The sequence below is a fragment of the Azospira sp. MPR-LB4 genome (assembly GCF_058809525.1).
In genome coordinates this window covers 2,547,073-2,571,442 of sequence record NZ_CM179521.1, presented here as the reverse complement: position 1 = coordinate 2,571,442, position 24,370 = coordinate 2,547,073, and the positions used below count along the sequence as shown (strand labels likewise).

The following is a 24,370-nucleotide window of genomic DNA, read 5'->3' as shown; positions in this document are numbered from 1 at the left end:
GCTTTCGCTTAAGATTAGTGCCGCATGTTAGGCAGTTTTCCAGGGCGCCACAAGCGGGCGGCCGTGCCGCTTACATCCGCTCGCAACACTTTACCAATCCATACATCCGCTCATTCATCCACTTTTCGCCATGCCCGAACTCCCCGAAGTCGAAGTCAGCCGCCTCGGCCTCCTGCCCTACCTGCCCGGCCAGGTGCTGCAGGGCGTCAGCCTGCGGGCTCCGCGCCTGCGTCACGAACTGTCGCCGGCCCTGGCCGAACGCCCCGTGGGCCGCCGCCTGAAGCGGGTGGAGCGGCGCGGCAAATATCTACTCTTCGACTTCGAGAGCGATGGGGGCGGCGGCTGGATCATCCTGCACCTAGGCATGTCCGGCAGCCTGCGCCTGGTCCCGCCCGGCACGCCGCCGAGCAAGCACGATCACGTGGACCTGCATTTTCCCGGCCGCACCCTGCGCTACCGGGACCCGCGCCGCTTCGGCACCCTGCTGTGGGTGGACGGCCCCGTTGTGCTCGACCACCCCCTGCTGGCGCCCCTGGGCGTCGAGCCGCTTAGCGACGCCTTCGACGGCGCCTGGCTGCACCAGGCCCTGCGGCGGCGCCAGGCCCCCATCAAACAGGTGCTGATGGACGCCCACTGCATCGTCGGCGTCGGCAACATCTATGCGGCGGAAAGCCTCTTCCGGTCCCGCATTTCACCCCTGACGCCGGCCTGCCGCCTCAGCCGCCAGCGCTGCGACAGGCTGGCAGCCACGGTGCGGGAGGTGCTGGCGGAATCCATCGCCGCCGGCGGCAGCAGCGTGCGCGACTACGTGCATAGCGACGGCGGCGCCGGCAGCTTCCAGCTCATCGTCGCCGTCTACGACCGGGAAGGAGAACCCTGCCAGGTCTGCGGCGGCCCCATCCGCCGCATCACCCAGGGCGGACGCAGCACTTTCTACTGCCCCCGCTGCCAGCGCTGACGACCCCGGCGACCGTCCGTCGCCCCATTTCAACCAGTGCTGGCACAAGCGGCGCCAGCGCGTTGATTCCATTTGGCATTGTGGGGTAGAGTAGCCTCTCCCTTTTTGTCGCCGGTGTCGCCATGCCGAATACCCTTGCCCAGAACTTCGCCGCCTACAGCCAATGGCGGACGCAGCTGTCGGAGTGCATCGAGCACTTCCGCGCCTGGCTGGCGGACAATGAACTGGGCGATGCCCAGAGCGACCTGCGCCTGACCCAGCTGCTCGAGCGCCTCAAGGAAGACCGTCTCAACGTGGCCTTCGTCGCCGAGTTCTCCCGGGGCAAGTCGGAACTGATCAACGCCATCTTCTTCGCCGACTACGGCAACCGCATGCTGCCCTCTTCCGCCGGCCGCACCACCATGTGCCCGACGGAACTGCTGTTCGATGCCGACAAGCCCTCCTGCATCGAGCTGCTGCCCATCCACACCCGGGCCACCAATGCCGGTATTTCCGAATACAAGCGCTTCCCCAACGAGTGGGAGACCGTGCCCCTCAACGTGGACTCCCCTGAAGCCATGCAGGACACCCTGCGCCACGTCAGCGAAGTGGTGCGGGTGGACCGGGACACGGCGGAGAAGCTGGGCTTTCCCGTCGGCGACGACGAGGCCGCCACCTACCGCATCGGCGAGGACGGCCTGGTGGAAATCCCCCGCTGGCGCCATGCCGTCATCAACTTCCCCCATCCCCTGCTGCAACAGGGCCTGGTGATCCTGGACACCCCGGGCCTCAACGCCATCGGCGCCGAGCCGGAACTGACCCTGTCCCTGCTGCCCAACGCCCACGCCGTGCTCTTCATCCTGGCCGCCGACACCGGCGTCACCCAGTCCGACCTGGCCATCTGGAAGGACAACATCGGCGCCGGCGGCAACCGCAAGCGGGGCCGCCTGGCGGTGCTCAACAAGATCGACGGCCTCTGGGACGAGCTCAAGAGCGAGGCCGAGATCCAGGCCGAAATCGCCCGCCAGGCCGACAGCTGCGCCTCCATCCTGGGCCTGCCCCAGGAGCAGGTGTTCCCCGTCTCCGCCCAGAAGGCCCTGGTGGCCAAGATCAACGGCGACGACGCCCTGCTGCAGCGCTCCCGCCTGCCGGAACTGGAACGGGCCCTCTCCGAGGAGCTGATCCCGGCCAAGCAGGACATCGTGCGTGACAACACCGAGGCCGAGTTCGGCGAACTGCACGCCCGCATGCGCGCCCTGCTGGACTCCCGCATGCGGGGCCTGAAGGAACAGCTGACCGAACTGACCGAGCTGAAGGGCAAGAACAAGGGCGTCGTGGAATACATGATGGCCAAGATCAAGACCGAGAAGGAAGAGTTCGAATCGGGCCTGCAGCGCTACTACGCCGTGCGCAGTGTCTTCTCCACCCTGACCAACAACCTCTTCGCCCATCTGGGCCTGGACGCCCTGCGCAGCCTCACCCACGAGACCCGGGACGCCATGCAGGCGGCCACCTTCTCCCGGGGCCTGTCCGCGGCCATGGACCGCTTCTTCCGCACCTCCAAGGAGAACGTGCAGAAGTCCGGCAAGGAGATCGGTGAAATCCTCTCCATGATGGAGGCCATTTACAAAAAGTTCAGCGTCGAGCACGGGCTCAAGCTGGGTTCGCCGACCCAGTTCAACCTGCTGCGCTACGAGAAGGAGCTGGAGCGTCTGGAGCAGTGGTGCAACACCCACCTCAACACCATGTTCCAGCTGCTGACCCACGAGAAGGGCAACGTCACCCAGAAGTTCTTCGAGGAAGTGGCGGTGCAGGTGCGCCGCGCCTTCGAGCACGCCAACCGGGACGTGGAAATCTGGCTGAAGGCAGTCATGGCCCCCATGGAGACCCAGGTGCGGGAACACCAGATCCAGCTGAAGCGCCGCCTGGAAAGCATCAAGCGCATCCACCAGGCCACCGACACCCTGGAAGACCGCATCGGCGAACTGAACCACATGGAAGCCGCCCTGCTGGCCCAGATCGACACCCTGCAGACCCTCGGCAACGATCTCCAGGCCCTGCTGCACCCCCAGGGGGAAGGCCTCCAGGCCGCCGCCTGACGCACGCCTCGCGGCCAATAAAAAAGCCACGGCATGCCGTGGCTTTTTTATTGGGGCCGTCACCGGCCCGGAGAAGACTCAGGCGCGCTTGTTGCCGGTCAGCTTCTCGTACTTGCTCCACAGCTGGTCTTCGCTTTCGACCACGTCCGGGTTCTTGGGGATGCAATCCACCGGGCACACTTCAACGCACTGGGGGGTGTCGTAGTGGCCGACGCACTCGGTGCACTTGCTGGGGTCGATCTGATAGATCTCTTCGCCCTGGGAGATGGCCTCGTTGGGGCACTCCGGCTCGCACACGTCACAGTTGATGCATTCGTCGGTAATCATCAAAGCCATAGCTGCTTTCCTTCATTCAAGATAGTTCGGAGACTTTTTTCGCCGCCAGCCGCTTCTCCACGACCGGCTGGACGAACTTGCTGACATCCCCCCCCAACCGGGCGATCTCGCGCACCATGGTGGCGGAAATGAACATGTACTGCTCCCCAGGCGTCAGGAATACTGTTTCGACCTCGGGATACAGATTACGGTTCATCCCCGCCATCTGGAATTCGTATTCAAAGTCGGACACCGCCCGCAAACCGCGGATGATGACCTTGGCGCCTTGCTGGTGGAGGAAATCCATCAGCAGGCAGGAAAAACCTTTCACTTCCACGTTGCCATAGGGCGCCAGGATTTCCTGGGCCATGGCGACCCGGTCTTCCAGGCCGAAGAACGGGCGTTTGTTCGGGCTGTCGGCCACGGCCACGATGACCCGGTCGAACAGGCTGGAGGCACGCCGGACCAGATCCTCGTGCCCCTTGGTCAGGGGGTCGAAGGTTCCCGGGTAGATCGCCAGTCGGTTATTCAGCATCGGCATTGTTCCGCGCCATAAGGTGGTAGAAGACCTGCCCGGCCTTGCCGCGCTTCACTGTGGCCCAGTCGCCCAGGCTTTCCAGGGGCTTTTCCGCTTCGGCGTAAATCACGCCGTCTTCCTTCAGCACCCGGGACAGGAGGGGTTCCAGTTTTTCCAGCCAACCGAGATGGTAGGGCGGATCGAGGAACACCAGATCGAAACGCAGCTCCGTAGAGGCGACGAATTTTAGCGCATCTTCCCGGATTATCTGCAAATTTTCCCCTTGCAGCAGGGCAGCGTTGTCTTTCAGGGCGGCAAAGGCCTTGGGCGAGCGCTCCACCAGGACGGAGCGGGCGGCTCCGCGGGAGGCCGCCTCGAAACCCAGGGCGCCGCTGCCGGCAAAGAGATCCAGGCAGTTCCAGCCCGTCAGGTCCTGGCCCAGCCAGTTGAAGAGAGTTTCCCGCACCCGGTCCGGCGTCGGCCGCAGGCCTTCGCCGTCAGGGAAGGAAAGCACCCGGCGGCGCCACTCACCGCCGATGATGCGCACCACGTTGTTGCCCGCCCGGGCCCGGGCGGCGCCGGCCCGGCCGGCCGGCTGCGGTCCGGGGCGGGCCATCAGTCAGCAGCCACCTTGACCGTCACCAGGTGCTGGGGCAGCACGTGGCGCTGGAAGGCGGCCTTGATGTCGGCGGCGCTGACCTTCTCCACCTTGGCGGCGTAGGTATCCAGGTAGTCCAGGGGCAGGCCGTAGAAGCCGATCACCGCCACGTTGTCGAGCAGCTTGCGGTTGCTGTCCAGGCGCAGGGGGAAGCTGCCGACCATGTTGTCCTTGGCCGCCTTCAGCTCCTTCTCGGTGACGCCCTTGGCGAGGAACTCCTGCAGCACCTCATTGACCACCTTGAGGGCATCGCCGGCCTGGGCCCGCTTGGTCTGCAGGCCGATCTGGAAGGGACCCCGGGCCACCATGGGGGCGAAATAGCTGTAGGTGCTGTAGGCGTAGCCCCGGGCATCGCGTACCTCCTTGAGCAGGCGGGAAACGAAGCCGCCGCCGCCAAGGACGTAGTTGCCCACCTGCAGGGCGTAGAAGTCCGGATCGCCCCGGGGAATGGCGGGCAGGCCGAGCAGGAGATGGGACTGGGTGGCCGGATGGGACACCGACACCACCCGCCCCTGGGGCAGGCTGGCCGCCGGGATGGGGGCAGCCGGGCCACCGGCGGGCAGACCGGCCGTCAGCTTCTCGGCAATGGCTTCGGCCTCGCTGCGGGAGAGGTCGCCCACCAGGGTGACGCTGGCCTTGGCGGCGTTGTAGTTGGCGCGCCAGAAGGCCTCCACATCGGCCCGGGTCAGGTTTTCCAGGGACTCAGGGGTGGATACCCGGCCATAGGGATGGTCCGGGTAGAGGGCCTGCCAGAAGGCCCGGCTGGCCAGCACTTCAGGCTTGGTCAGGGCGTCCCGCAGACCGGCCACGGCGCGCACCTGCTCCCGCTGCAGCACCGCCTCGGGGAAGCGGGGCTGCTGCAGCACCAGGCGCATGATCTCCAGGGCGCCATCCCGGGTTTCCCGGGCCGCCAGGGTGCGCAGGCTCAGGCTGGCCCGGTCCTGGTCGGCACCGCCGCCCAGGTTGGCGCCCAGGTCGGCCAGGCGGTTGGAAATGGCGGTCTCGTCCAGGTCGCCGGCACCGCCGTCGAGCAGGCCGTGGGTGAAGCCGGCCAGGCCCGACTTGCCGGCCGGGTCCCGGGAGCTGCCGGCGGCAAAGTCCACCTGCACGTCCACGATGGGCAGGGCATGGTTTTCGACGAAATAGACCCGAGCGCCGGAGGGGGCGACCCAGTGCTCGATGGTGACCCCGGCCTGGGCGGCAGAGCCCAGCAGGGCGGCGGCAAAAAGCAGGAAATTAGGCAGTCGCATCATGGTCTCCTCGATCAGTGGCGCACGCCGGCGGGAGCGCGGCGGCGGGGAGCATCGGCCAGGGGCTGGGGTTCCAGCAGGCCCACGGTGAGGCTGTCGTCGTTGAAATACTGCTTTGCCACCCGCTGCACGTCGGCAGCGGTGACGGCCTGGAGCTTTTCGATCATGCGCTCCACGGACTTGTAGGAGAGGCCGACGATTTCCATCTGACCGATCTCCATGGCCTGGGCGAACATGGAGTCCCGCTTGTACACCTGGCTCGCCACCAGCTGGGCGCGGGCCCGCTTCAGTTCTTCCTCGCTGACGCCGTCGGCGGCAATGCGCGCCACTTCAGCCTTGAGGGCGGCCTCCAGTTCGGCCGGGGTATGGCCCTCGGCGGGCGTGCCCAGCATGAGGAAGAGGGAGGGGCCGCGGCTGCTGTTGTCGTAACCCGAGCCCACGGACTGGGCCAGACGCTGGTCCTTCACCAGGTGCTGGGTGAGGCGGGCGCCGTCGTGGCCGTCCAGCACCGCACCGAGCATTTCCAGGGCGTAGGGGTCGCTGTCCTTGTTCACGTCGCGCAGGGTCGGCACCTTCCAGGCCAGCAGCACCTGGGGCAGTTCCGCCGGGCCCTTCACGGTGACGCGGCGGATGCCCTTCTGGGGCGCCTCGGCAATGGGCTTGCGCGCCGGCAGGGCGCGGGGCTTGAGCTGGCCGTAGGTCTTTTCCGCCTGGCGGAAGACGGCCTCGTGGTCCACATCGCCCACCACCACCAGGGTGGCGTTGTTGGGCACGTACCACTGCTGGTACCAGTGGCGCAGGTCGGCGGCGGTCATCTGCTCCAGGTCCGCCATCCAGCCGATCACCGGCCGGCGGTAGGGATGGGCCGAGTAGGCCACGGCATTGAGGGCCTCGAACAGCAGGGACTGGGGATTGTCGTCGGTGCGCATGCGCCGCTCTTCCATGATCACCTGGATTTCCTTGGCGAATTCCTTCGGGTCCAGGGTCAGGTGGCCCATTCGGTCCGCCTCCAGGGCCATCATCTCGGGCAGCTTCTGCTTGGGAATCTGCTGGAAGTAGGCGGTGTAGTCGTAGTTGGTGAAGGCGTTGTCGCGGCCGCCGGCGGCCGCCACCCGCTTGTTGAACTCGCCCGGGCCGACCTTGGGCGTGCCCTTGAACATCATGTGCTCCAGGGCATGGGCGACGCCGGAGGTGCCGTCCACCTCGTCCATGCTGCCCACCTTGTACCAGACCATGTGCACCGCCGTGGGGGCACGCCGGTCTTCCTTGACGATGACCTTGAGGCCGTTCTTCAGGGTGGTTTCATAGGGATTGGCCAGGACGGCGCCAATGGGGAGCAGGCCCAGCAGCAGGGCCAGGAGTCTCGATTTTCTGGGGATCATGGTTCGCTTCCGAAATGAAATGCCCCGCAGGGCCATGAACGGGCGAATTCGGCAACGTCCTCGGGGGACGCTTGGGCTAAAATTCGGATTTTCCTGCGGCGCATCTTACCGAGCCGCCCTCCCCCTGTCAGCCCTGACAGCCCGGGAACGAACTTAGAACGGAACCCCGCATGTTTGGTTTCTTGAAAAAATCCGACAAAGACCAGGACGCCACGCCCGCCACCGCAGCCGCCGTGGCGCCGGTGCCGGAGCCCCTGGACAAGCCGCTCTCCTGGCGCGAGCGCCTTTTCGCCGGCCTCTCCCGCACCCGCTCCCAGCTTGGCGGCAAGCTCAAGTCCGTCTTTGCCCGAGGCAAGGTGGACGACGAACTGCTGGAAGAACTGGAGACCCTGTTGCTGACCAGCGACGTGGGCATGGACGCCACCATGCACCTGCTCGACGAACTGAAGCGCCGCGCCAAGCAGGACAAGCTGGAAGGCGCCGCCGCCATCCAGCAGGCCCTGGCCGACACCCTGGCCCAGATGCTGGCCCCCCTGGAAGCGCCCCTGCAGGTGGATAGCCACAAGCCCTTCGTGATCATGATTGCCGGGGTCAACGGCGCCGGCAAGACCACCTCCATCGGCAAGCTGGCCAAGTACTTCCAGAGCCAGGGCAAGAGCGTGCTGCTGGCCGCCGGCGACACCTTCCGCGCCGCTGCCCGGGAACAGCTGATGACCTGGGGCGAGCGCAACAACGTCACGGTCATCGCCCAGGAATCCGGCGACCCGGCGGCCGTGGTCTTCGATGCCATCGCCGCCGCCAAGGCCCGGGGCATCGACGTGGTGCTGGCCGACACCGCCGGCCGCCTGCCCACCCAGCTGCACCTCATGGAAGAGATCGCCAAGGTGCGCCGGGTGATCCAGAAGGCCGACCCCACCGGCCCCCACGAGGTGATGCTGGTGCTGGATGCCAACATCGGCCAGAACGCCCTGGCCCAGGTGAAGGCCTTCGACAAGTCCATCAACGTCACCGGCCTGGTGCTGACCAAACTGGACGGCACCGCCAAGGGCGGCGTCATCGCCGCCATCGCCCGCCAGTGTCCCAAGCCGGTGCGCTTCATCGGCGTCGGCGAAGGCATCGACGACCTGCGCCCCTTCGTCGCCCGGGACTTCGTGGACGCCCTCTTCGGCGAGTAAGCTCAGGACCGTCATGATCTCCTTCTCCGCGGTACACAAGCGCTACCCCACCGGCTACGAAGCCCTGCGGGGCGTGAGTTTCGACATCGAGGCGGGGGAGCTGGTGTTCATCACCGGCCACTCCGGCGCCGGCAAGACCACCCTGTGCAAGCTGGCCGCCGCCATCGAGCGCCCCACCTCGGGCAGCGTGGTGGTGAACGGGCAGAACCTGGCAGCCCTGCGCAAGAGCGCCATTCCCTACGTGCGGCGCAATTTCGGCCTGGTCTTCCAGGACCAGAAGCTGCTCTTCGACCGCACCGTGCTCGACAACGTGCTGCTGCCCCTGGCCATCGTCGGCCTCTCCCCCAAGGAAGCCGGCAAGCGGGCCCGGGCGGCCCTGGACAAGGTGGGTCTGCTGGAACGGGAGAAGGCCAACCCCATCGCCCTCTCCGGCGGCGAACAGCAACGCCTGGCCATCGCCCGGGCAGTGGTGAACCGGCCCGCCATCCTCCTCGCCGACGAGCCCACGGCCAACCTGGACACGGATTCCGCCGGCGAAGTGATGGAGCTGTTCAAGGCCTTCCACCAGGTCGGCGTCACCGTCATCCTCGCCACCCACGACACCCAGTGGGTGCGCCACCTGAATCCCCGGGTCCTGTGGGTCGAACACGGCCAGGTGCGGGCCCCCGGCGAACGCCCGGAAGGACAAGCATGAACGCCTGGCTCACCCAACACCTGTCGGCCCTCCAGGGCGCCTGGCAGCGGCTTGCCGCCTCGCCCCTCAACACCGTGCTGTCCCTGCTGGTGATCGGCATCGCCCTGACCCTGCCCGCCGCCGGCGTGGTGGTCCTGGACAACCTGCGCCAGGCCGCCGCCGGCGTCGCCAGCACCCAGCAGATCAGCGTCTTCCTCAGCCCCGAGGCCAGCCGCAAGGAGGCCACGGAGATGGAATCCCGCCTGCGCCAGGAGGTCTCCGGCAGCATCGTCTTCGTGCCCCGGGAAGACGCCCTGAAGCGCCTCCAGGGCACCGCCGGCATGGCCGAACTGGTGGCCAGCCTGCCGCGCAACCCCCTGCCCGACGCCTTCATCGTGGAACCGCGCAACGCCGCACCGGAACAGCTGGAAGCCCTGGCCAAGACCCTCTCGGCCTGGCCCAAGGTGGCCCATGTGCAGCTGGATTCGGCCTGGATCAAGCGTTTCGACGCCTTCCTGCGCCTCGGCCGGCTGGCCGTGCTGCTGCTGGCCGCCGCCTTCGCCGCTGCCCTGGTGGCCGTCACCTTCAACACCATCCGCCTGCAGATCCTGGCCCAGGCCGACGAAATCGAAGTGGCCAAGCTGATCGGCGCCACCGACGGTTTCATCCGCCGCCCCTACTACTACTTCGGTGCCCTCCAGGGCATCCTCGGCGGTCTCATCGCCATGCTCCTGGTCAGCGCCGCCGTGGCCGTCCTCTCCGGGCCGGTCAGCCAGCTGGCCAGCCTCTACGCCACCGCCTTCCGCCTGCACGGCCTGGGCCTCGACCACTCCCTGCTGCTGCTCGGCGTCGGCGCCCTCCTCGGCTGGCTCGGCGCCCAGCTCTCGGTAGGCCTCTACCTGCGGCAGATCGAACCGAAGTAAGAGGCGGGAGGGCACCGGCCACCGGCCGCCCTCCCCGCTTCGACCGCCGTCGGGCCAGCCCGTTTTCCCCTCCCCATTGCGACGCCGCCTCCCCGAGGCTATCCTCCGCCCCGGCGGTCGGTGTACCGCCACCATTTTTCAGCGGCCAGGCCGCTTTCAAGCTGCGGTGCCATCCCCATCGCGGCGGCTTTGTTTTGGGGAGTCTGTCATGTCCTTTTCCCGTCGTAACTTCCTGGCGACTGCCGGTGCCCTGGGCGCAGGTGTCGTCTCCCGGGCCCATGCCGGCAACCTGGTGTTGCCCTCCCTCGGCGCCGAACTGCTGCCGCCGCCCAAGGGCAAGCGCGTCGTCGTCTGCGGCGGCGGCTGGGGTGGCCTCACCGTGGCCCGCTACCTGCGCAAGCTGGACCCGTCCGTCGAAGTGGTGCTGATCGAACGCAACCCGGTGTTCTGGTCCTGTCCCATGAGCAACAAGTGGCTGGTGGACATCGTCGGCACCGACCTGCTGGTGCACGACTACCTGACCGTGGCGAAGAAATTCGGCTACCAGTTCCTGCAGTCCGAGATCGTCGGCATCGAGCGGGACAGGAAGAAGGTCATCACCGGCCAGGGCGCCATCGGCTACGACTACCTGGTGCTGGCCCCCGGCATCCGCTACCAGTACGAAGCCTGGTTCGGCGACGACCGCAAGACCATCAACTACACCAAGGCCAACTACCCGGCGGCCTACATCCCCAGCGCCGAGCACATCACCCTGAAGAAGAAGCTGCACAGCTTCAAGGGCGGCGACTTCGTCACCGTGCTGCCGCCCCCGCCCCACCGCTGCCCGCCCTCCCCCTACGAGCGGGTGTGCATGATGGCCTGGCACCTGAAGCAGCACAAGATTCCCGGCCGCATCGTCCTGCTCGACCCCAAGCCGGCCCCCACCCCCATCGGCATCGGCTTCAAGCAGGCCTTCGACGAACTGTACAAGGACCAGGTGCTGTACGTGCCCAACGCCACGGTGAAGGAGGTGGACCCCTACAACAAGCAGGTGAAGACCGCCGCCGGCGACTTCAAGTTCGAGGACGCCATCCTCATGGCGCCCCACCGGGCCGGCGACCTGGTATGGATGGCCGACCTCATCGGCCAGGACGACAAGGGCCAGGCCACCGGCTGGGCCGACCAGCACAACGTGGGCCTGCACAGCCAGAAGGACCCCAATGTGTGGATCATCGGCGATGCCGTGGGCAAGGCCTCGGAACTGTTCGGCTGGTACCCCAAGAGCGGCCACGTGGCCAACCGCCTCGGCCGCATCGCCGCCCGCCAGATCGTGAACCGCATGCAGGGCAAGGACTTCGACAAGCTGCTGCCGGACAACCTGTGCTACATGTTCGTCAACGGCAACCCCATCGAGGCCATCCTGGTGGACTTCCAGTACAAGTTCAACGCCGAGGGCAAGATCGTGCAGACGGTGAAGGAATACCACGAGCACGACGTCAACCTGGCCAAGGAAGACTTCGTCTGGTTCGAAGGCATGGCGGAGGATTTCCTGGACCGGGGCTGACGCTCAGCCTGTTCGCAGCAACAAAAAAGGCGCGGATATCCGCGCCTTTTTTGTTGGAGACTTTGGGCGTGTTCCAGTTGAGCACTCTAACGTTGTAAATCACCGGACGCAGGCAAGCGCAGCTTGCCGTAGGTCCGGTGGATTGGAATGTTGGGCATCGTGGACACTCTGACTGTGATCGTTGGGAAATACTGGCCGCTGCCAGAAGTAAGGCCAGTCGTCGAAGTGCATGACTTCGTTGCCATCAATGAGAAGCGTGTAACACGGCTCGACCGGGAAGTCGTTGATGCGAACTTGCCACGTTTGACCACTGACCGCTGCCTCGAATACGACGTTCTCTTCGCCGGTAGCGGTTTTCCAGCCAGCCTCCATACATAATTCAGGGTGTTGAGACCAACCGTTGGCTACGTCAAAAGGGACTCTGCGCATAGTGTTGCCTTGTATGTTCATTCCACCGATTCCATAAAAGAATCGGAGTAATCGCCGGGGTTTATGCCCCGGCGGGTTTTGGGGCGTGGCAGCTCGTTGAAGCCTGGGGTCGTGAACCCGTACGTTAGCGTTGAGCGCCACGCCTGCTTGTCTTTTAACCCGAACAGTTGCTGGGGCCATGAGCCCGGATTTGCAAGGTAGGGTGGCTGACATGATAAATGAATCATTTGTAGGAATCGACGTATCGAAAGCCTGACTCGATGTGGGCTTCCTTGCTACCGGCAGTGCTGAACGGCTGGCGCATGACGAGGTGGGGATAGCGGGCTTGTGCCAACGCCTGTGCGAACAGCCTCCCACCTTAGTGGTGATGGAAGCGACGGGTGGGCTTGAGACAGCCCTGGCCAGCGCACTGGCGGCGGCCGGTGTGCCGGTAGCCGTGGTCAATCCTCGGCAAGTACGGGACTACGCCAAGGCGTGTGGGCGACTGGCCAAGACCGACCGGATTGATGCCCTGATTCTGGCTGCTTTTGCGCAAGCGATCCGGCCGCAGGTGCGAATTCTGAAGGATGAAGAGACACAAGCCCTGGCTGCGCTGCTGGCACGGCGGCGCCAGCTCATCGACATGCGTGTGCAGGAAAAGCTGCGGCTGGATCGGGCGGAGGTAGTGCAGCGGACGAGTTTGAAGGAACACATTGCCTGGCTCGATGAACGCATTGCTGCACTGGATATTGATCTGACGCATCGCCTGCGGACGAGCGAGGTCTGGCGCGAGAAAGACGATCTGCTGCAAGCCATTCCAGGGGTAGGCAAAGTGACGCGCATGACTTTGCTGGCGGAATTGTCCGAACTCGGAAAGCTGAACCGTAAGGAAATTGCAGCACTGGCGGGGCTCGCACCGTTCAATCGTGACAGCGCCAAACATCGTGGCGAGCGTGTGATCTGGGGTGGCAGGGCGCAGGTACGTCAGATGCTCTACATGGCGGCTTTGTCAGCTACGCGCAGCAACCCGCCAATCCGGGAGTTTTATCAGCGCCTCTGTGCTCAAGGCAAACCGAAGAAGGTGGCGCTGACCGCCTGCATGCGCAAACTGCTGACTGTGATCAATGCCGTAGTCAAAAACAACACCCCCTGGTGCGCTTCAGGGCTTGACCTTCAACACAGTTGCTAACGTGACCGTCACTGGCTCTTGGGTGCCGCACACCACATGGCCTGCACTTAGCTGCAACGCTACGAACTCCGCGGGGAGCTTGATACACAGTTCATGCTCCACTCGTACGATGTCCTCCAAAGTAGGCTTCGGCAGTGGCTTCGGGACCAGCTCGTTTCTCTCCAGCAACTGAGCAATGACCGTTTGCATGTGACCTCTAACGTGGAAGTGAGCGGCCTGCGCGGCTTTTCGCGCAGCTCCGCTCGACTGCAGGGTTAGAGCGCATTGGCCTTGCAACACGCGGCACAGACACTGGAGTAAGCGATGCGGTCGATTGGGATGAAGAGGTCAAAGCGCAACCCGTTTCTTTAGGTTGGTGATGACAACCTGGACCGAACGACTCTTGCGATTCACTCGCGCCGAACTGATAACGATCGCGTCTTTGGGTTTGTCGGCAGCTATGTATAGCTCAAAGATTCTGTCATCACCATCGAAGAACGTTCCGAGCGTGAGATTCACTTCCCATTCCTTAGGGATCGGTTCGTATTCTTCAAGCGCTTGACGTGTGGCGACACGAGCAAGCTCCTTGAGTTCGTCGAGTTCTTTCGGGGCAGCGCAGGTGCTATCAGCGGACGGCATGGGTTTGCGCTCTAACGTGCTAGCTCAGGGGCGACCGGAGGCCGCAGGCCGGAGGGAACCTGCCGGCGTAGCCGGCAGGACGTCCTCTGGAGCGGCGGGTTAGAGCGCAGGGCGCACGGCGAGACAAGATTCCGCTCTAGGCTCATAGGGCACGGGGTCTCAAAGTTGAAACTCGCCAGCAAAGCCGATCGGCCAAACAACCACGAATTTTTCGCTGGCCTTTAGGCGTTTGACGATCAGCGCTTTGTCTAATACGCCACGCAACTTTAGGAACGCCTGAACTCGCTCAATCACTGGGCCCCAGGAACCGGTGGGGAAAATGAAGATGTTGAATTTTCCTTCTCCAATATCGTGTCCATCGACCTCGGCGAATCTGTTTTGGGAAAAAGCCTGAATCAGTGTCTCTTCGACTTGAATGAGAGAGTCGAAGTCCGACGACTCCGTAACGGGTAATTGAACGATGAGCTGGTTCCGGGACATGTTGCGCTCTAACGTCGAAGGTAAGGGGCGCTGCGCGGCTTTATCGCGCAGCGTCCAGCGACCAAAGGGAGCGAGGTTGAGCGCCATGTTAGAACGCCTTAGCTGCTAAAAAGGTTTGAAGGACTTGAGTGGCTTTCGCCATCACCTGTTTTCTACTCGGAGCATTGAAGTACTGTGGTTCGACCACCCCGGGTATCCAACACAAATATTGCTGTACGTCTGAATCAAATGCCACACGGGCAATTTGTCCATCCACTTCTATCTTCACAACTCCTTCTCCGATGAAACTGCCGTACAAGTCTGGAGTTCTCGATGAATATCGGAAATTTCGGTCGGACCGGGGCTTCGACGGGCAATGACCAGACATCTCCCACGAGCCGATGTACCAGTCAAAGGTGTGTCCGCGTTTGGTACGTAATAATTCGTTATGCAGAGCTGCATGCCTTGCAGAACCGGGATTAAGTATTTCGACCTTGGCAATAGAAAGCGCAGCTGTCAAAAAACTGGACACTGCCGCGTGCACCTTCCGATCCCCTAGCGAGGATGACATTGCATAGCGTTTAGGAATTCCTGATTGCACTGGATGGTCCCAGATGAAGTAGTAATCAAGAACGGAAGCGATTCGCTCTCGAACTTCTGTGTCTGTCAACTCGTCGTGAGCTGCGGCAATCTCCTCTAGCTCATCCAATAACTCACGATATCTCGCCGAAAAGGTGTCCATAAGCGTTCTAACTAGTAGTAGACGACAAGTACGTCCAATAAAACGTCGGGGTATCCAATAAGCTGGGATACCGGACAGGCGGAAAGCCAATAACCATGCGGCGCTCCATTCCCTTATTACTTATTCGCATAATTCTCCTCACGTACAAACCGGACATTCCTGACAACAAAATCATACGTCATGCTCCGGTCTTTCCCCAAGCCGCCCATGCTCCCCATTAGTACCGCAGATAGGCAGCACCAGATCGGTGATCTCACTCCTGGAACAGATACAGAAGAGACCATGTGGAAAATCGGGGCGTGACTGCCCCGTTTCGCCGCCTGACAGGCGGCTGCGTCTAATAGACGAGCACGAGGAGAAATGCTGAGAGGAGGACTAGGGGAGCGAGAAGGAGACGGCGACACTGCCAAAACGGGGTTTGCCCAGGCACGTCGTCACGTGGTGCAGCTCCCGCCTGCCGAGGACCGGCAGGCGGAGAAGAACGGGCTTACTTCCTGCGGAAGATCACATCCCACACGCCATGACCGAGACGGATGCCGCGCTGTTCGAACTTGGTCAGGGGGCGGTAGTCGGGGCGGGGGGCGAAGCCGCCGTGGCTGTTGTCCACGGTATTTTCGAGAAGGGGTTCGGCGGAGAGGACTTCCAGCATCTGCACGGCGTATTCCTCCCAGTCGGTGGCGCAGTGCAGGTAACCGCCGGGGGCCAGGCGGGAGGCGAGCAGGGCGATCAGGGGCGGCTGCACCAGGCGGCGCTTGTGGTGGCGCTTCTTCGGCCAGGGGTCGGGGAAGTAGATGTGGGCGCCGGCCAGGGAGTTCTCGGAGATCATGTCCCGCAGCACTTCCACGGCGTCGTGCTGGATGATGCGGATATTGCCGAGGTTGCCTTCGGCCACCAGCTTGCACAGGCTGCCGACGCCGGGGGTGTGCACTTCCACTTCGATGAAATTGGTGTCGGGGCGCACGGCGGCGATCTTGGCCGAGGTCTCGCCCATGCCGAAGCCGATCTCGAACACGGTGGGGGCCTCGCGGCCGAAGGTGGCGGCGAAGTCGAGAAGCTGGGGACGGTGCTCGATGCCGATCTTCGGCATCATGTCGTCCAGGTAGCGCAGCTGGGCGCTGGAGACCCGGCCCTGGCGCAGGACGAAGCTGCGGATGTGGCGCTGGGCCAGGGGATTGTCCTGGTCCGCGGCGGAGTCGGCCGGGAGGTCAGCGCCGTCGATGGCGTCACGTTGCGGGTCTTGCATGGTCATCCTTCAGTGGATCATTCAGCGTCAAATGCGTGGTTCAGGGCGTGGACCTTGCCCGGCAGGGCATCGGCCAGGCCGGGACAGGCCTCGGCGGCGCCGTAGGCGAGACGGCGGCCGACACCGCGGCGCAGCTCGTCCTGCCAGGTCTTCATCAGGGCTTCGCCGTCGGCGGGCTGGTCCGGCTGCTTGGGGTCCGGCAGGCTGGCCATGTCGGCCACCAGGCGCTGCCGGGCCTCGGCTTCGCTGGCGGCGTTGGCCTGTTCCCAGGCGGCGAGGGCGGCGTCGAGCCGTTCCACGGCCTCGGGAGCGGTCTGCTGGCGGCACTGGCTCACCAGTTCCCGGGTTTCCGTGGCCCGGCGCAGGCGCTCCACATCGCCCTTGAGCAGCCATTGGGCTTCCAGGTCGTAGCGGGGCTTGGCCAGGGCTTCGGGCAGGGTGGCGCAGGCGGCCTTCAGTTCGGGACCATCGGTGGACAGGCCCAGGTCGCTCTTCAGCTGCAGGGCCTGGATCAGGTCCAGGCGCCGCACTTCCTCGGCCGGCGGCGTGAAGTAGTAGCGGGCCAGCTCGTATTCGGCCTGCTCGATGCGCACCCGGTTCCTGGCTTCCCAGGCGCCGTAGGCTTCCCGGGCCAGTTCGCCCTCTTCCGGCAACAGGGAACAGGCCCGGGCCAGCAGGGAAATGCCGTGGGAGAGGCCGAACAGGGTTTGCTGGGCCAGGATGCGGGGATGGCCGAAGGCATAGCCCTGGCGCTCCGGGCGGAAGCGGGGCACCGCCGGGGCAGCTGCGACGGGGGCGGCCGGAGTCGCCGGGGCAGCGGCCTTGGCTGTGTCTTCCGGCGCCGCGGCGGGCGCCGTGGGAACGGCCGACGGCGCGCTGGCGGCCGGAGCCGGCAGCGGGGCCAGGGGCTGTTCCCTGAAGTCCGGCTCGCCCAGGGGCTGGGCCACGGTTTCCTCGCCGGCAGCGGCTTCCGGCAGGGCGGGCGGCGGCGCGGCGGCAGCCTCTTCCTCCGCCGGTGTCACCTTTTGCACCGGGCGTGGCTGGATCACCACGCCCCGGGGCGTGGTCCAGGGGTTGGCCGCATCCAGGCCGCCGTCCTCGCTCGGGGTGAACACCCGCTGCAGCAGCTCCAGCAGGGAAGGCTGGTTGGGGTCCGGCGGCGGCATGAGAATGCTGCTGCCTTCCTCGGCCCGGGCGGCCGGCAGAGCCAGCAGCAGGGCCAGGGAGAGCACCGCGAGGCGGGGACGGAAGGCAGGGGCGGCCATGCTCAGTTCTTGCCGATGAGCCCGGTGGTGGGGGAGCTGGGGTCGGCCGAGTAGAGCTTGCGCGGCATGCGGCCGGCGAGGAAGGCCTCGCGCCCGGCCTGCACCGCCTTGTTCATGGCGCTGGCCATGAGCACCGGATTGCCGGCGTGGGCGATGGCGGTGTTCATCAGCACCCCGTCGCAGCCCAGCTCCATGGCGATGGCGGCGTCGGAGGCGGTGCCCACGCCGGCGTCCACGATCACCGGCACCTTGGCGTTGTCGATGATGAGGCGCAGGTTCCAGGGATTGAGGATGCCCATGCCGGAGCCGATGAGAGAGGCCAGGGGCATCACCGCGGCACAGCCGATCTCTTCCAGCATCTTGGCCTGGATGGGGTCGTCGGCGCAGTACACCATGACCTGGAAGCCTTCCTTGACCAGCACTTCGGCGGCCTTGAGGGTTTCCGGCATGTTGGGGAACAGAGTGGTGGGATCGCCCAGCACTTCCAGCTTGACCAGGGCGTGGCCGTCCAGCAGCTCCCGGGCCAGGCGCAGGGTGCGCACGGCTTCGTCGGCGGTGTAGCAGCCGGCGGTGTTGGGCAGGATGGTGAACTGGCTGGGGGGCAGGGCATCCAGCAGGTTGGGCTGGTTCGGGTCCTGGCCGATGTTGGTGCGGCGGATGGCCACGGTCACCATTTCGGCGCCGGAGGCATCGATGGCCTGGCGGGTCTCGGCGAAATCCTTGTACTTGCCGGTGCCGACGATGAGGCGGGAGCGGTAGGTCTTGCCAGCGATGGTCAGTTGTTCCATGGGCTCGGTTCCAGGCGGGAAGGGGTTGGGCGAAGGATGACGGCGGGCAGCGCCGGCGGCGCGGCGGGCTTAGCCGCCGCCGACGGCGACGACGATCTCGATGCGGTCGCCGCCGGCCAGGGCGGTCTCGCCGTGCTGGCTGCGGGGCACGATGTCGCCGTTGCGCTCCACGGCGATACGCTTGCCGGCCAGGCCCAGTTCCGCCACCAGGGCGGCCACGGTGAAGGCGGCGTCGCGATCGGGAAATTGGCGGGTTTCGCCGTTGATGTGCAGTTCCATAAGGGGGCGGATTTTACCATGGCCGGCGGCCGCCTCCGGCACCGCTATAATCGGTCCTGCCACCCCATTTTCCCGGACCTGCCCGCCATGAAAGCCCGCCGCCCCGCCCCCTGCCGCCGCTTGCCGGCCGCCCTCCTGGCCGCCCTCTCCCTGATCGCCGGCCCGGCCCTGGCCCAGGTGAGGATCGGCGTCATCGCCTCCTCCACCGGCGTCACCGCCCAGGTGGGCATTCCCCAGAAGAACAGCGTGGCCCTGCTGCCGGCGGAAATCGGCGGGCAGAAGGTGGAATACTTCGTCCTCGACGACGCCTCCGACCCCACCAATGCGGTCACCGCGGTGAAGAAGCTGATCGGCGAGCACAAGGTGGATGCCCTGATCGGCCCCACCACCAGCCCCGCGGCCCTGGCCATGCTCGATTTCGTCGCCGAGGCCAAGACGCCCCTGGTCACCACCGTGGGTTCCTCGGCCATCGTCCAGCCCATGGACGAGAAGAAGATGTGGGTGTTCAAGACCACCCAGAACGACGACCTCATCGCCGAGGCGGTGATCGCCCACATGCAGGCCAGCGGCGTCAGGAGCGTGGGCTTCATCGGCTTCAACGACCCCTACGGCGAGAACTGGCACAAGGTCTTTGCCGCCCTGGCGGAGAAGGCGGGCATCCGCCTGGTGGCCAGCGAGCGCTTCGTGCGCACCGACCAGTCGGTGATCGGCCAGGCCTTGAAACTCATCAGCGCCAAACCGGATGCCATTTTCATCGCCGCCACCGGCGGCCCCGCCGTGCTGCCCCAGGCCACCCTGCTGGAGAAGGGCTACAAGGGCCGGCTCTACCAGACCCACGGCGTCGCCACCAACGACTTCATCAAGCTGGGCGGCAAGGCCGTGGAAGGCACCCTGATGGCCGGCGGTCCCCTGCTGGTGGCCGACGGCCTCAAGGACGGCAACCCGATCAAGGCCGTGGCCCAGGGCTACATCCGGGCCTACGAGGGCCGCTACGGCGCCGGCACCATGTCCACCTTCGGCGCCAATACCTACGATGCGGGCCTGCTGTTGCAGAAGGCCATTCCCCTGGCCCTGAAGAAGGGCCATCCGGGCACGGCGGAGTTCCGCACCGCCCTGCGCGACGCCCTGGAACAATCGAAGGAAGTGGTGGGCGCCCAGGGCGTCTTCAACATGACCCCGGCCAACCATAACGGCATGGACCAGCGGGCACGGCTGATGATGACGGTACAGAACGGCCGCTGGGTACCCCTGCACTAGAGACCTGGGGTATTCCCGGGGGGCCGGGGTAAATGGGCTTATATGTGACGAAAGTCATATATTGCCTGTGTAATCAGCGCTATAAACCCAGCATCGGGCCCAGTCGGGCATCAACCAGGGTGGAAGGGATAGTCAATGGCGAAAGTGAAGACGGGCGCGGCGTTCGGCGCCTCCTTTCGCCTGCTGGGAGCGGGCAGCTATGCCCTGCTGGCGGCAGTGCTGCTGGTGGGCAGCATCCTGGCCCTGCTCCTCGGCCAACTGGAGGTGGATCGCCGCACCAGCGAGGCCCGCACCCAGGCCACCGCCGAACTGGCCGCCGTGCGAGCCCGGCTGGAAGGCCAGATCATGGCCACCTTCAGCATCACTGAAGGCATCGTGCACCTGCTGCGCCACGACGGCAGCATCTCTCCCGAGCGCTTCGCCGGCATGGCCTCCCAGGCCATCGCCGCCGTACCCCACATCCGCAACATCGCCCTGGCACCGGATGACGTCATCCGCCAGGTCTATCCCCTGGCCGGCAACGAGCGGGCCCTGGGCTTCGCCTACAGCACCCGGCCGGAGCAGTTCGCCACGGTGCGCCGTGCCCGGGAACTGGGCGGCCCCCTCCTGGCCGGCCCGGTGGATCTGGTCCAGGGCGGCCGCGCCTTGATCCACCGGCGGCCGGTGTTCATCACCGACAAGGCCGGCGGCAGCCGCTATTGGGGCGTGGCCTCCATAGTGGCCGACGTGGATCGCCTGCTCAACGTCGGCGGCATCGGGCGGGAAGGCCCCCTCAACCTGGCCCTGCGCGGCCGGGACGGGGACGGCGCCGACGGCGGCATGATCTGGGGCGACAGTACGGTATTCGGCCAGCAGCCGGTGCTGATGAACGTCAGCGTGCCGGGCGGCACCTGGCAGCTGGCGGGCCTGCCCAAGGCGGGCTGGCCCAGCACCAATCTGCTGCACTCGCCCCTGTTCCTGGTGGCCCTGAGCAACACCCTGCTGCTGCTCTATTTCGTCGCCCAGCTGATGGGGCGCAACAGCTTCATCCGCGAGCGCAATGCGGAACTGTCCCGGGAAATTGCCGAGCGCAAGGAAATCCAGGCCTCCCTGGCCCAGAGCGAGGGGCGCTTCCGCACCCTCTTCGAACATTCCCCCGACCCCACCTGGATCGTCCGCCAGGGCTGCTTCTCCGAGGCCAATGCGGCGGCCCTGGAGATGTTCGGCTTCAAGGACTTTTCCCAGTTCCGGGGCATTTCCCCCATCGACCTGTCGCCGGCCCGGCAGCCCGACGGCCAGACCTCGGCGGAGAAGGCCAAGGCCATGATGGAAATCGCCGTGGCCCGGGGCCTGCACCGCTTCGAATGGACCCACCAGCGCTGCGACGGCAGCCTGTTCCCGGCGGAAGTGACCCTCAGCGCCATGCAGCTCAACGAGTTGCCGGTGCTCCATGCCGTGGTGCGCGACATCTCCGAGCGCAAGCAGGCCGAGGCAGAACTGGAGCGGCAGCGCAGCCTGCTCGGTGCCATCGTGGACCATGCCCCCTCCCTGATCTACATGTTCGACACGGAGGGCCGCCTGCGCCTGGGCAACCGCCTCTTCGAGAAGGTCATCGGCCGCCCCCGCGCCGCCGTGGAAGGACTGCTGCGGGAGAGCTTCATCTCCCCCGCCCTGGCCGTGCAGCACCGGCACAACGACGAACTGGTGATGCAGTCCGGCCAACCCATGCGCTTCGAAGAGCAGGCCTTCGACGGCGGCGTGCAACGCACCTACCTCACCACCAAATGCCCCCTACCGGGGCCGGACGGCAGCCTGCGGGGCGTCCTCGGCATTTCCACCGATATCACGGAAATCAAGCAGACCACGGAACAGCTGCGCCTGGCCGGAGTGGTCATGGAGAACACCGCCGACGGGGTCATGATCACCGACGCCCGGGGCGTCATCCTCTCGGTGAACAAGGCCTTCACCGACATCACCGGCTACACCGCCGCCGAAGCCCTGGGCCAGCTGCCCAGCCTGCTGCGTTCGGACCGCCAGGAACCGGAGTTCTACCGCCTGATGTGGGAGACCCTGGCCAGCACAGGCATCTGGCGCGGCGAGATCTGGAACCGGCGCAAGAACGGCGCCCTCTTCCCCGAGTGGCTGACCATCAATGCCGTGCTCGACCAGGAGGGCAAGCCGGTCAATTACGTCGGCGTCTTCTCCGACATTTCCGCCATCAAGCATTCCCAGGACGAACTGGAGCGGCTGGCCCATTTCGACCCCCTCACCGGCCTGCCCAACCGCACCCTCTTCCACGACCGCCTGCAGCACGCCCTGGAGCGGGCCCAGCGCTACGGCCAGGAGCTGGCGGTGCTGCTGCTGGACCTGGACGGCTTCAAGACGGTGAACGACAGCCTGGGCCACCCCACCGGCGACCTGCTGCTGCAGCAGGCGGCCCACCGCTTCAAGGAATGCGTGCGGGTGGAGGACACGGTGTCCCGCCTGGGAGGCGACGAGTTCGCCATCATCCTCAACAACCTGGCCCAGGGCACCGACGCCATCAGTGTGGTGAAGAAGCTGCTGCAGGCCCTGCAGGAACCCTTCGACCTGGACGGTACCGCCGCCCTGGTCACCACCAGCATCGGCATCGCCATCGCCCCTCTCGACGGCGACACGCCGGAAGCCCTGGTGCGCAATGCCGACACCGCCATGTACGGGGCCAAGGAAGGGGGCCGCAACAGCTACCGCTTCTACCAGGCCGACATGACCCGCCGCGCCCAGGAACGGCTGACTCAGGAACGCTCCCTGCGCCGGGCCCTGGAAGAAGGGGAATTCGAGGTCTGGTACCAGCCCAAGCTGGAACTGGCCGACGGCAGCCTGTGCGGCGCCGAGGCCCTGCTGCGCTGGCGCGACCCGGCCCGGGGTCTGGTGTCGCCGGCCGAGTTCATCCCCCTGGCCGAGCGCACCGGTCTGATCGTGCCCATCGGCGAACTGGTGCTCGACCAGGTCTGCCGCCAGGCCCGCCAGTGGGCGGACCGGGGCCTGCTGGCCGGGCGCATCGCCGTCAATGTGGCGGCCCTGCAGATCGAGCGCAGCGACTATGCGGCGACCCTGCGCCAGGCCCTGGAAAAGCACGGTCTGCCGGCCACTGCCCTGGAGGTGGAAGTGACCGAAAGCCTGATCATGGAAAGCCCCAACCATGCCCGGCAGGTGCTGTGCGACATCCAGACCCTGGGGGTGACCACGGCGGTGGACGACTTCGGCACCGGCTATTCCTCCCTGGCCTATCTCAAGGTGCTGCCCATCAACCACCTGAAGATCGACCGGGCCTTCGTCGCCGACCTGCCCCACAACGCCAACGACGTGGCCATCGCCCGCGCCATCATCGCCCTCGGCCACTCCCTGGGATTCCATATCACCGCCGAAGGCATCGAGACCCAGGAGCAGCTGGAATTCCTGCGCGGCGCCGGCTGCGACCAGGGCCAGGGCTATCTGTTCGGCCGGCCCATGCCGGCGGCGGACTTCACCGCCTGGATGCAGCAACGCCGCGCCTGAAGGGGATCAGCGCACCAGGACGAAGCGCCCCTGCTGGATCTCGGTGAAAAAGGCCTGCCGCGTGGTATCGCCGAAGGCGTCGAAACTGATCTGCTGCTGCAGGCCCTGGTAGGGGCCGTACTTGAGCACCGCCGCCTTGACGCTGTCGCCCCGCTGGCGCCGGCTGAGGGCGGTGAACAGCACCGTCGCCGCATCGTAGGCCGCCACCGCGCTGTAGCCCGGCAGGCGCTGGAAGCGCTGGGCAAAGGCGTCGCGGAAGGCCACGTAGCGGGGGGATTCGTCATAGCGGTTGTAGTTCTGCAGGATCAGCAGCCCTTCCACCAGGGAGCCCCCCAGTTCGGTCAGCTGCTCCGACGCCGCCCATTCCGAGGCGGCAATGGGCAGCCGGGGCGCCTGCCGGCGCGACTGCTGGGCCAGGCGGGCCACATCGATGGCGCCGGCGATGTAGAGCAGGCCGTCCGGGTCGTTCCTGAGCAGGCGCCGCACCACCTGGGCGAAATCCGTGTCGGGCTGGGAGTCGTAGGCCGCTTCGGCAACGATGGCGCCGCCACCGCTAGTGAAGGCGCGGCGGAACTCCTCCAGCCAGGATTCGGAAAAGACCCGGTTGCGGGTGTCGTAGGCCACGGCGACGCGGCGCTGGCCCCGCTGGTAAAGCATGCGAGCGTAGTCGCCGGCATTGTCCCGGGTGCTGCGGTTGATGCGCACCAGGTTGTCGTCCTTGGCGTAAAAGGCCATGGCGCTGAGGGTCGGACTGATCAGCAGGGTGTCGCTGCGGGCCAGCACCGGCACGGCCGCCGCCGCCATGGCCGAGGTGAAGGGGCCGATCACCGCCTCCACCCGCGCCTGGCCCAGCTCCGCCGCCGCCCGGGCAGCGGTCTCGGCCTTCTGGGCATCGTCCCGGGCAATCAGCTCGATGGGGCGGCCCTGGATGCCGCCTTCCCGGTTCCACTGCTCGACCGCCAGGATGACGCCGTTGCGCCCGGCATCCCCCACATCCGTGTTGCGGTCGGAAAGACCACCGAGAAAGCCGATGCGCACCGGCTCCGGTTCGCCGCAAGCAGCCAGCAGCAGGGTACCGAGGAGGATCAGGGCAGCCAGGGGCTTGCGCATGGGAAAGCTCCGCTTTGGTGGTTG

At 65.8% G+C, this 24,370-nt stretch carries 24 protein-coding genes; 9 read left to right on the top strand and 15 right to left on the bottom strand.

Features of this window, described 5'->3' with window-relative positions:
* The first annotated feature begins 130 nt into the window (after nucleotides 1–130).
* Together mutM and AC3QLZ_RS12100 are read left to right on the top strand one after the other, a co-directional pair.
* Nucleotides 131–958, top strand: a complete 828-nt coding sequence (gene mutM / locus AC3QLZ_RS12105; RefSeq protein WP_014236135.1) for a bifunctional DNA-formamidopyrimidine glycosylase/DNA-(apurinic or apyrimidinic site) lyase — start codon at nucleotides 131–133, stop codon at nucleotides 956–958.
* A gap of 122 nt (nucleotides 959–1,080) precedes the next feature.
* A complete protein-coding gene (locus AC3QLZ_RS12100) occupies nucleotides 1,081–3,036 on the top strand; it encodes a dynamin family protein (RefSeq protein WP_014236134.1) in 1,956 nt (651 codons plus the stop codon).
* A gap of 78 nt (nucleotides 3,037–3,114) precedes the next feature.
* On the opposite strand, the gene AC3QLZ_RS12095 is transcribed toward AC3QLZ_RS12100, so the two are convergent.
* The 5 genes from AC3QLZ_RS12095 to AC3QLZ_RS12075 are packed head-to-tail and all read right to left on the bottom strand — an operon-like array spanning nucleotide 3,115 to nucleotide 7,158.
* Nucleotides 3,115–3,372 carry a YfhL family 4Fe-4S dicluster ferredoxin gene (locus AC3QLZ_RS12095; protein WP_014236133.1) on the bottom strand — a complete coding sequence of 86 codons (258 nt, stop codon included), beginning with the start codon at nucleotides 3,370–3,372 and terminating at the stop codon, nucleotides 3,115–3,117.
* Nucleotides 3,373–3,388: 16 nt separating this feature from the next.
* Nucleotides 3,389–3,886 (bottom strand): pantetheine-phosphate adenylyltransferase, encoded by a 498-nt coding sequence (gene coaD / locus AC3QLZ_RS12090; protein WP_014236132.1) that lies wholly within the window; start codon nucleotides 3,884–3,886, stop codon nucleotides 3,389–3,391.
* On the bottom strand, nucleotides 3,876–4,484 hold the full coding sequence (gene rsmD, locus AC3QLZ_RS12085) for a 16S rRNA (guanine(966)-N(2))-methyltransferase RsmD (RefSeq protein WP_014236131.1): 609 nt from the start codon (nucleotides 4,482–4,484) through the stop codon (nucleotides 3,876–3,878). Before rsmD ends, coaD begins: the two co-directional genes overlap by 11 nt.
* Nucleotides 4,484–5,779, bottom strand: a complete 1,296-nt coding sequence (locus tag AC3QLZ_RS12080; protein ID WP_157870583.1) for a M16 family metallopeptidase — start codon at nucleotides 5,777–5,779, stop codon at nucleotides 4,484–4,486. Before AC3QLZ_RS12080 ends, rsmD begins: the two co-directional genes overlap by 1 nt.
* Before the next feature lie 11 nt (nucleotides 5,780–5,790).
* Nucleotides 5,791–7,158, bottom strand: a complete 1,368-nt coding sequence (locus AC3QLZ_RS12075) for a M16 family metallopeptidase (RefSeq protein WP_014236129.1) — start codon at nucleotides 7,156–7,158, stop codon at nucleotides 5,791–5,793.
* Between the two features lie 170 nt (nucleotides 7,159–7,328).
* Here AC3QLZ_RS12075 and ftsY point away from each other — a divergent pair, with 170 nt between their 5' ends.
* The 4 genes from ftsY (at nucleotide 7,329) to AC3QLZ_RS12055 (ending at nucleotide 11,472) form a co-directional block, all read left to right on the top strand.
* On the top strand, nucleotides 7,329–8,333 hold the full coding sequence (gene ftsY, locus AC3QLZ_RS12070) for a signal recognition particle-docking protein FtsY (RefSeq protein ID WP_014236128.1): 1,005 nt from the start codon (nucleotides 7,329–7,331) through the stop codon (nucleotides 8,331–8,333).
* A gap of 13 nt (nucleotides 8,334–8,346) precedes the next feature.
* Nucleotides 8,347–9,027, top strand: a complete 681-nt coding sequence (locus AC3QLZ_RS12065) for a cell division ATP-binding protein FtsE (RefSeq protein ID WP_014236127.1) — start codon at nucleotides 8,347–8,349, stop codon at nucleotides 9,025–9,027.
* Entirely contained in the window at nucleotides 9,024–9,929 is a 906-nt protein-coding gene (gene ftsX, locus AC3QLZ_RS12060; protein ID WP_014236126.1) for a permease-like cell division protein FtsX, read from the top strand. Before AC3QLZ_RS12065 ends, ftsX begins: the two co-directional genes overlap by 4 nt.
* Nucleotides 9,930–10,137: 208 nt before the next feature.
* The gene (locus AC3QLZ_RS12055) at nucleotides 10,138–11,472 is read left to right on the top strand and encodes an FAD-dependent oxidoreductase (protein WP_014236125.1); all 1,335 of its coding nucleotides are present in this window, start codon (nucleotides 10,138–10,140) and stop codon (nucleotides 11,470–11,472) included.
* Between the two features lie 99 nt (nucleotides 11,473–11,571).
* On the opposite strand, the gene AC3QLZ_RS12050 is transcribed toward AC3QLZ_RS12055, so the two are convergent.
* Nucleotides 11,572–11,844, bottom strand: coding sequence for a hypothetical protein (locus tag AC3QLZ_RS12050; RefSeq protein ID WP_043797780.1), 273 nt, complete (start codon nucleotides 11,842–11,844; stop codon nucleotides 11,572–11,574).
* A gap of 319 nt (nucleotides 11,845–12,163) precedes the next feature.
* Between AC3QLZ_RS12050 and AC3QLZ_RS12045 the strand changes: the two genes are divergently transcribed.
* Nucleotides 12,164–13,069 carry an IS110 family transposase gene (locus tag AC3QLZ_RS12045; protein ID WP_238526334.1) on the top strand — a complete coding sequence of 302 codons (906 nt, stop codon included), beginning with the start codon at nucleotides 12,164–12,166 and terminating at the stop codon, nucleotides 13,067–13,069.
* Here the strand turns inward: AC3QLZ_RS12045 and AC3QLZ_RS12040 are convergent.
* The 8 genes from AC3QLZ_RS12040 to thiS all read right to left on the bottom strand — a co-directional run bounded on the left by AC3QLZ_RS12040 (nucleotide 13,040) and on the right by thiS (nucleotide 18,463).
* Nucleotides 13,040–13,258: an SMI1/KNR4 family protein gene (locus AC3QLZ_RS12040; RefSeq protein WP_014236123.1), complete on the bottom strand. Its 219-nt coding sequence runs from the start codon at nucleotides 13,256–13,258 to the stop codon at nucleotides 13,040–13,042. The two genes, AC3QLZ_RS12045 and AC3QLZ_RS12040, sit on opposite strands and share 30 nt — an antisense overlap.
* Before the next feature lie 138 nt (nucleotides 13,259–13,396).
* Nucleotides 13,397–13,687: an SAM domain-containing protein gene (locus AC3QLZ_RS12035; RefSeq protein WP_287874444.1), complete on the bottom strand. Its 291-nt coding sequence runs from the start codon at nucleotides 13,685–13,687 to the stop codon at nucleotides 13,397–13,399.
* A gap of 159 nt (nucleotides 13,688–13,846) precedes the next feature.
* On the bottom strand, nucleotides 13,847–14,254 hold the full coding sequence (locus AC3QLZ_RS12030; RefSeq protein ID WP_014236122.1) for a hypothetical protein: 408 nt from the start codon (nucleotides 14,252–14,254) through the stop codon (nucleotides 13,847–13,849).
* A 1-nt stretch (nucleotide 14,255) separates the two neighbouring features.
* Nucleotides 14,256–14,888: a hypothetical protein gene (locus tag AC3QLZ_RS12025; RefSeq protein ID WP_157870581.1), complete on the bottom strand. Its 633-nt coding sequence runs from the start codon at nucleotides 14,886–14,888 to the stop codon at nucleotides 14,256–14,258.
* Between the two features lie 487 nt (nucleotides 14,889–15,375).
* A complete protein-coding gene (gene trmB / locus AC3QLZ_RS12020; protein WP_014236121.1) occupies nucleotides 15,376–16,131 on the bottom strand; it encodes a tRNA (guanosine(46)-N7)-methyltransferase TrmB in 756 nt (251 codons plus the stop codon).
* Nucleotides 16,132–16,148: 17 nt separating this feature from the next.
* A complete protein-coding gene (locus AC3QLZ_RS12015; RefSeq protein WP_014236120.1) occupies nucleotides 16,149–17,396 on the bottom strand; it encodes a hypothetical protein in 1,248 nt (415 codons plus the stop codon).
* 2 nt (nucleotides 17,397–17,398) lie between these two features.
* On the bottom strand, nucleotides 17,399–18,184 hold the full coding sequence (locus tag AC3QLZ_RS12010) for a thiazole synthase (protein ID WP_014236119.1): 786 nt from the start codon (nucleotides 18,182–18,184) through the stop codon (nucleotides 17,399–17,401).
* Nucleotides 18,185–18,253: 69 nt separating this feature from the next.
* Nucleotides 18,254–18,463, bottom strand: a complete 210-nt coding sequence (thiS, locus tag AC3QLZ_RS12005; protein WP_014236118.1) for a sulfur carrier protein ThiS — start codon at nucleotides 18,461–18,463, stop codon at nucleotides 18,254–18,256.
* Between the two features lie 87 nt (nucleotides 18,464–18,550).
* Between thiS and AC3QLZ_RS12000 the strand changes: the two genes are divergently transcribed.
* Entirely contained in the window at nucleotides 18,551–19,720 is a 1,170-nt protein-coding gene (locus AC3QLZ_RS12000; RefSeq protein ID WP_043798796.1) for an ABC transporter substrate-binding protein, read from the top strand.
* 135 nt (nucleotides 19,721–19,855) lie between these two features.
* Nucleotides 19,856–23,236 carry a bifunctional diguanylate cyclase/phosphodiesterase gene (locus AC3QLZ_RS11995; protein ID WP_014236116.1) on the top strand — a complete coding sequence of 1,127 codons (3,381 nt, stop codon included), beginning with the start codon at nucleotides 19,856–19,858 and terminating at the stop codon, nucleotides 23,234–23,236.
* A gap of 6 nt (nucleotides 23,237–23,242) precedes the next feature.
* Here AC3QLZ_RS11995 and AC3QLZ_RS11990 read toward each other — a convergent pair whose 3' ends face one another.
* On the bottom strand, nucleotides 23,243–24,346 hold the full coding sequence (locus tag AC3QLZ_RS11990) for an ABC transporter substrate-binding protein (RefSeq protein WP_014236115.1): 1,104 nt from the start codon (nucleotides 24,344–24,346) through the stop codon (nucleotides 23,243–23,245).
* Nucleotides 24,347–24,370: the final 24 nt, after the last annotated feature.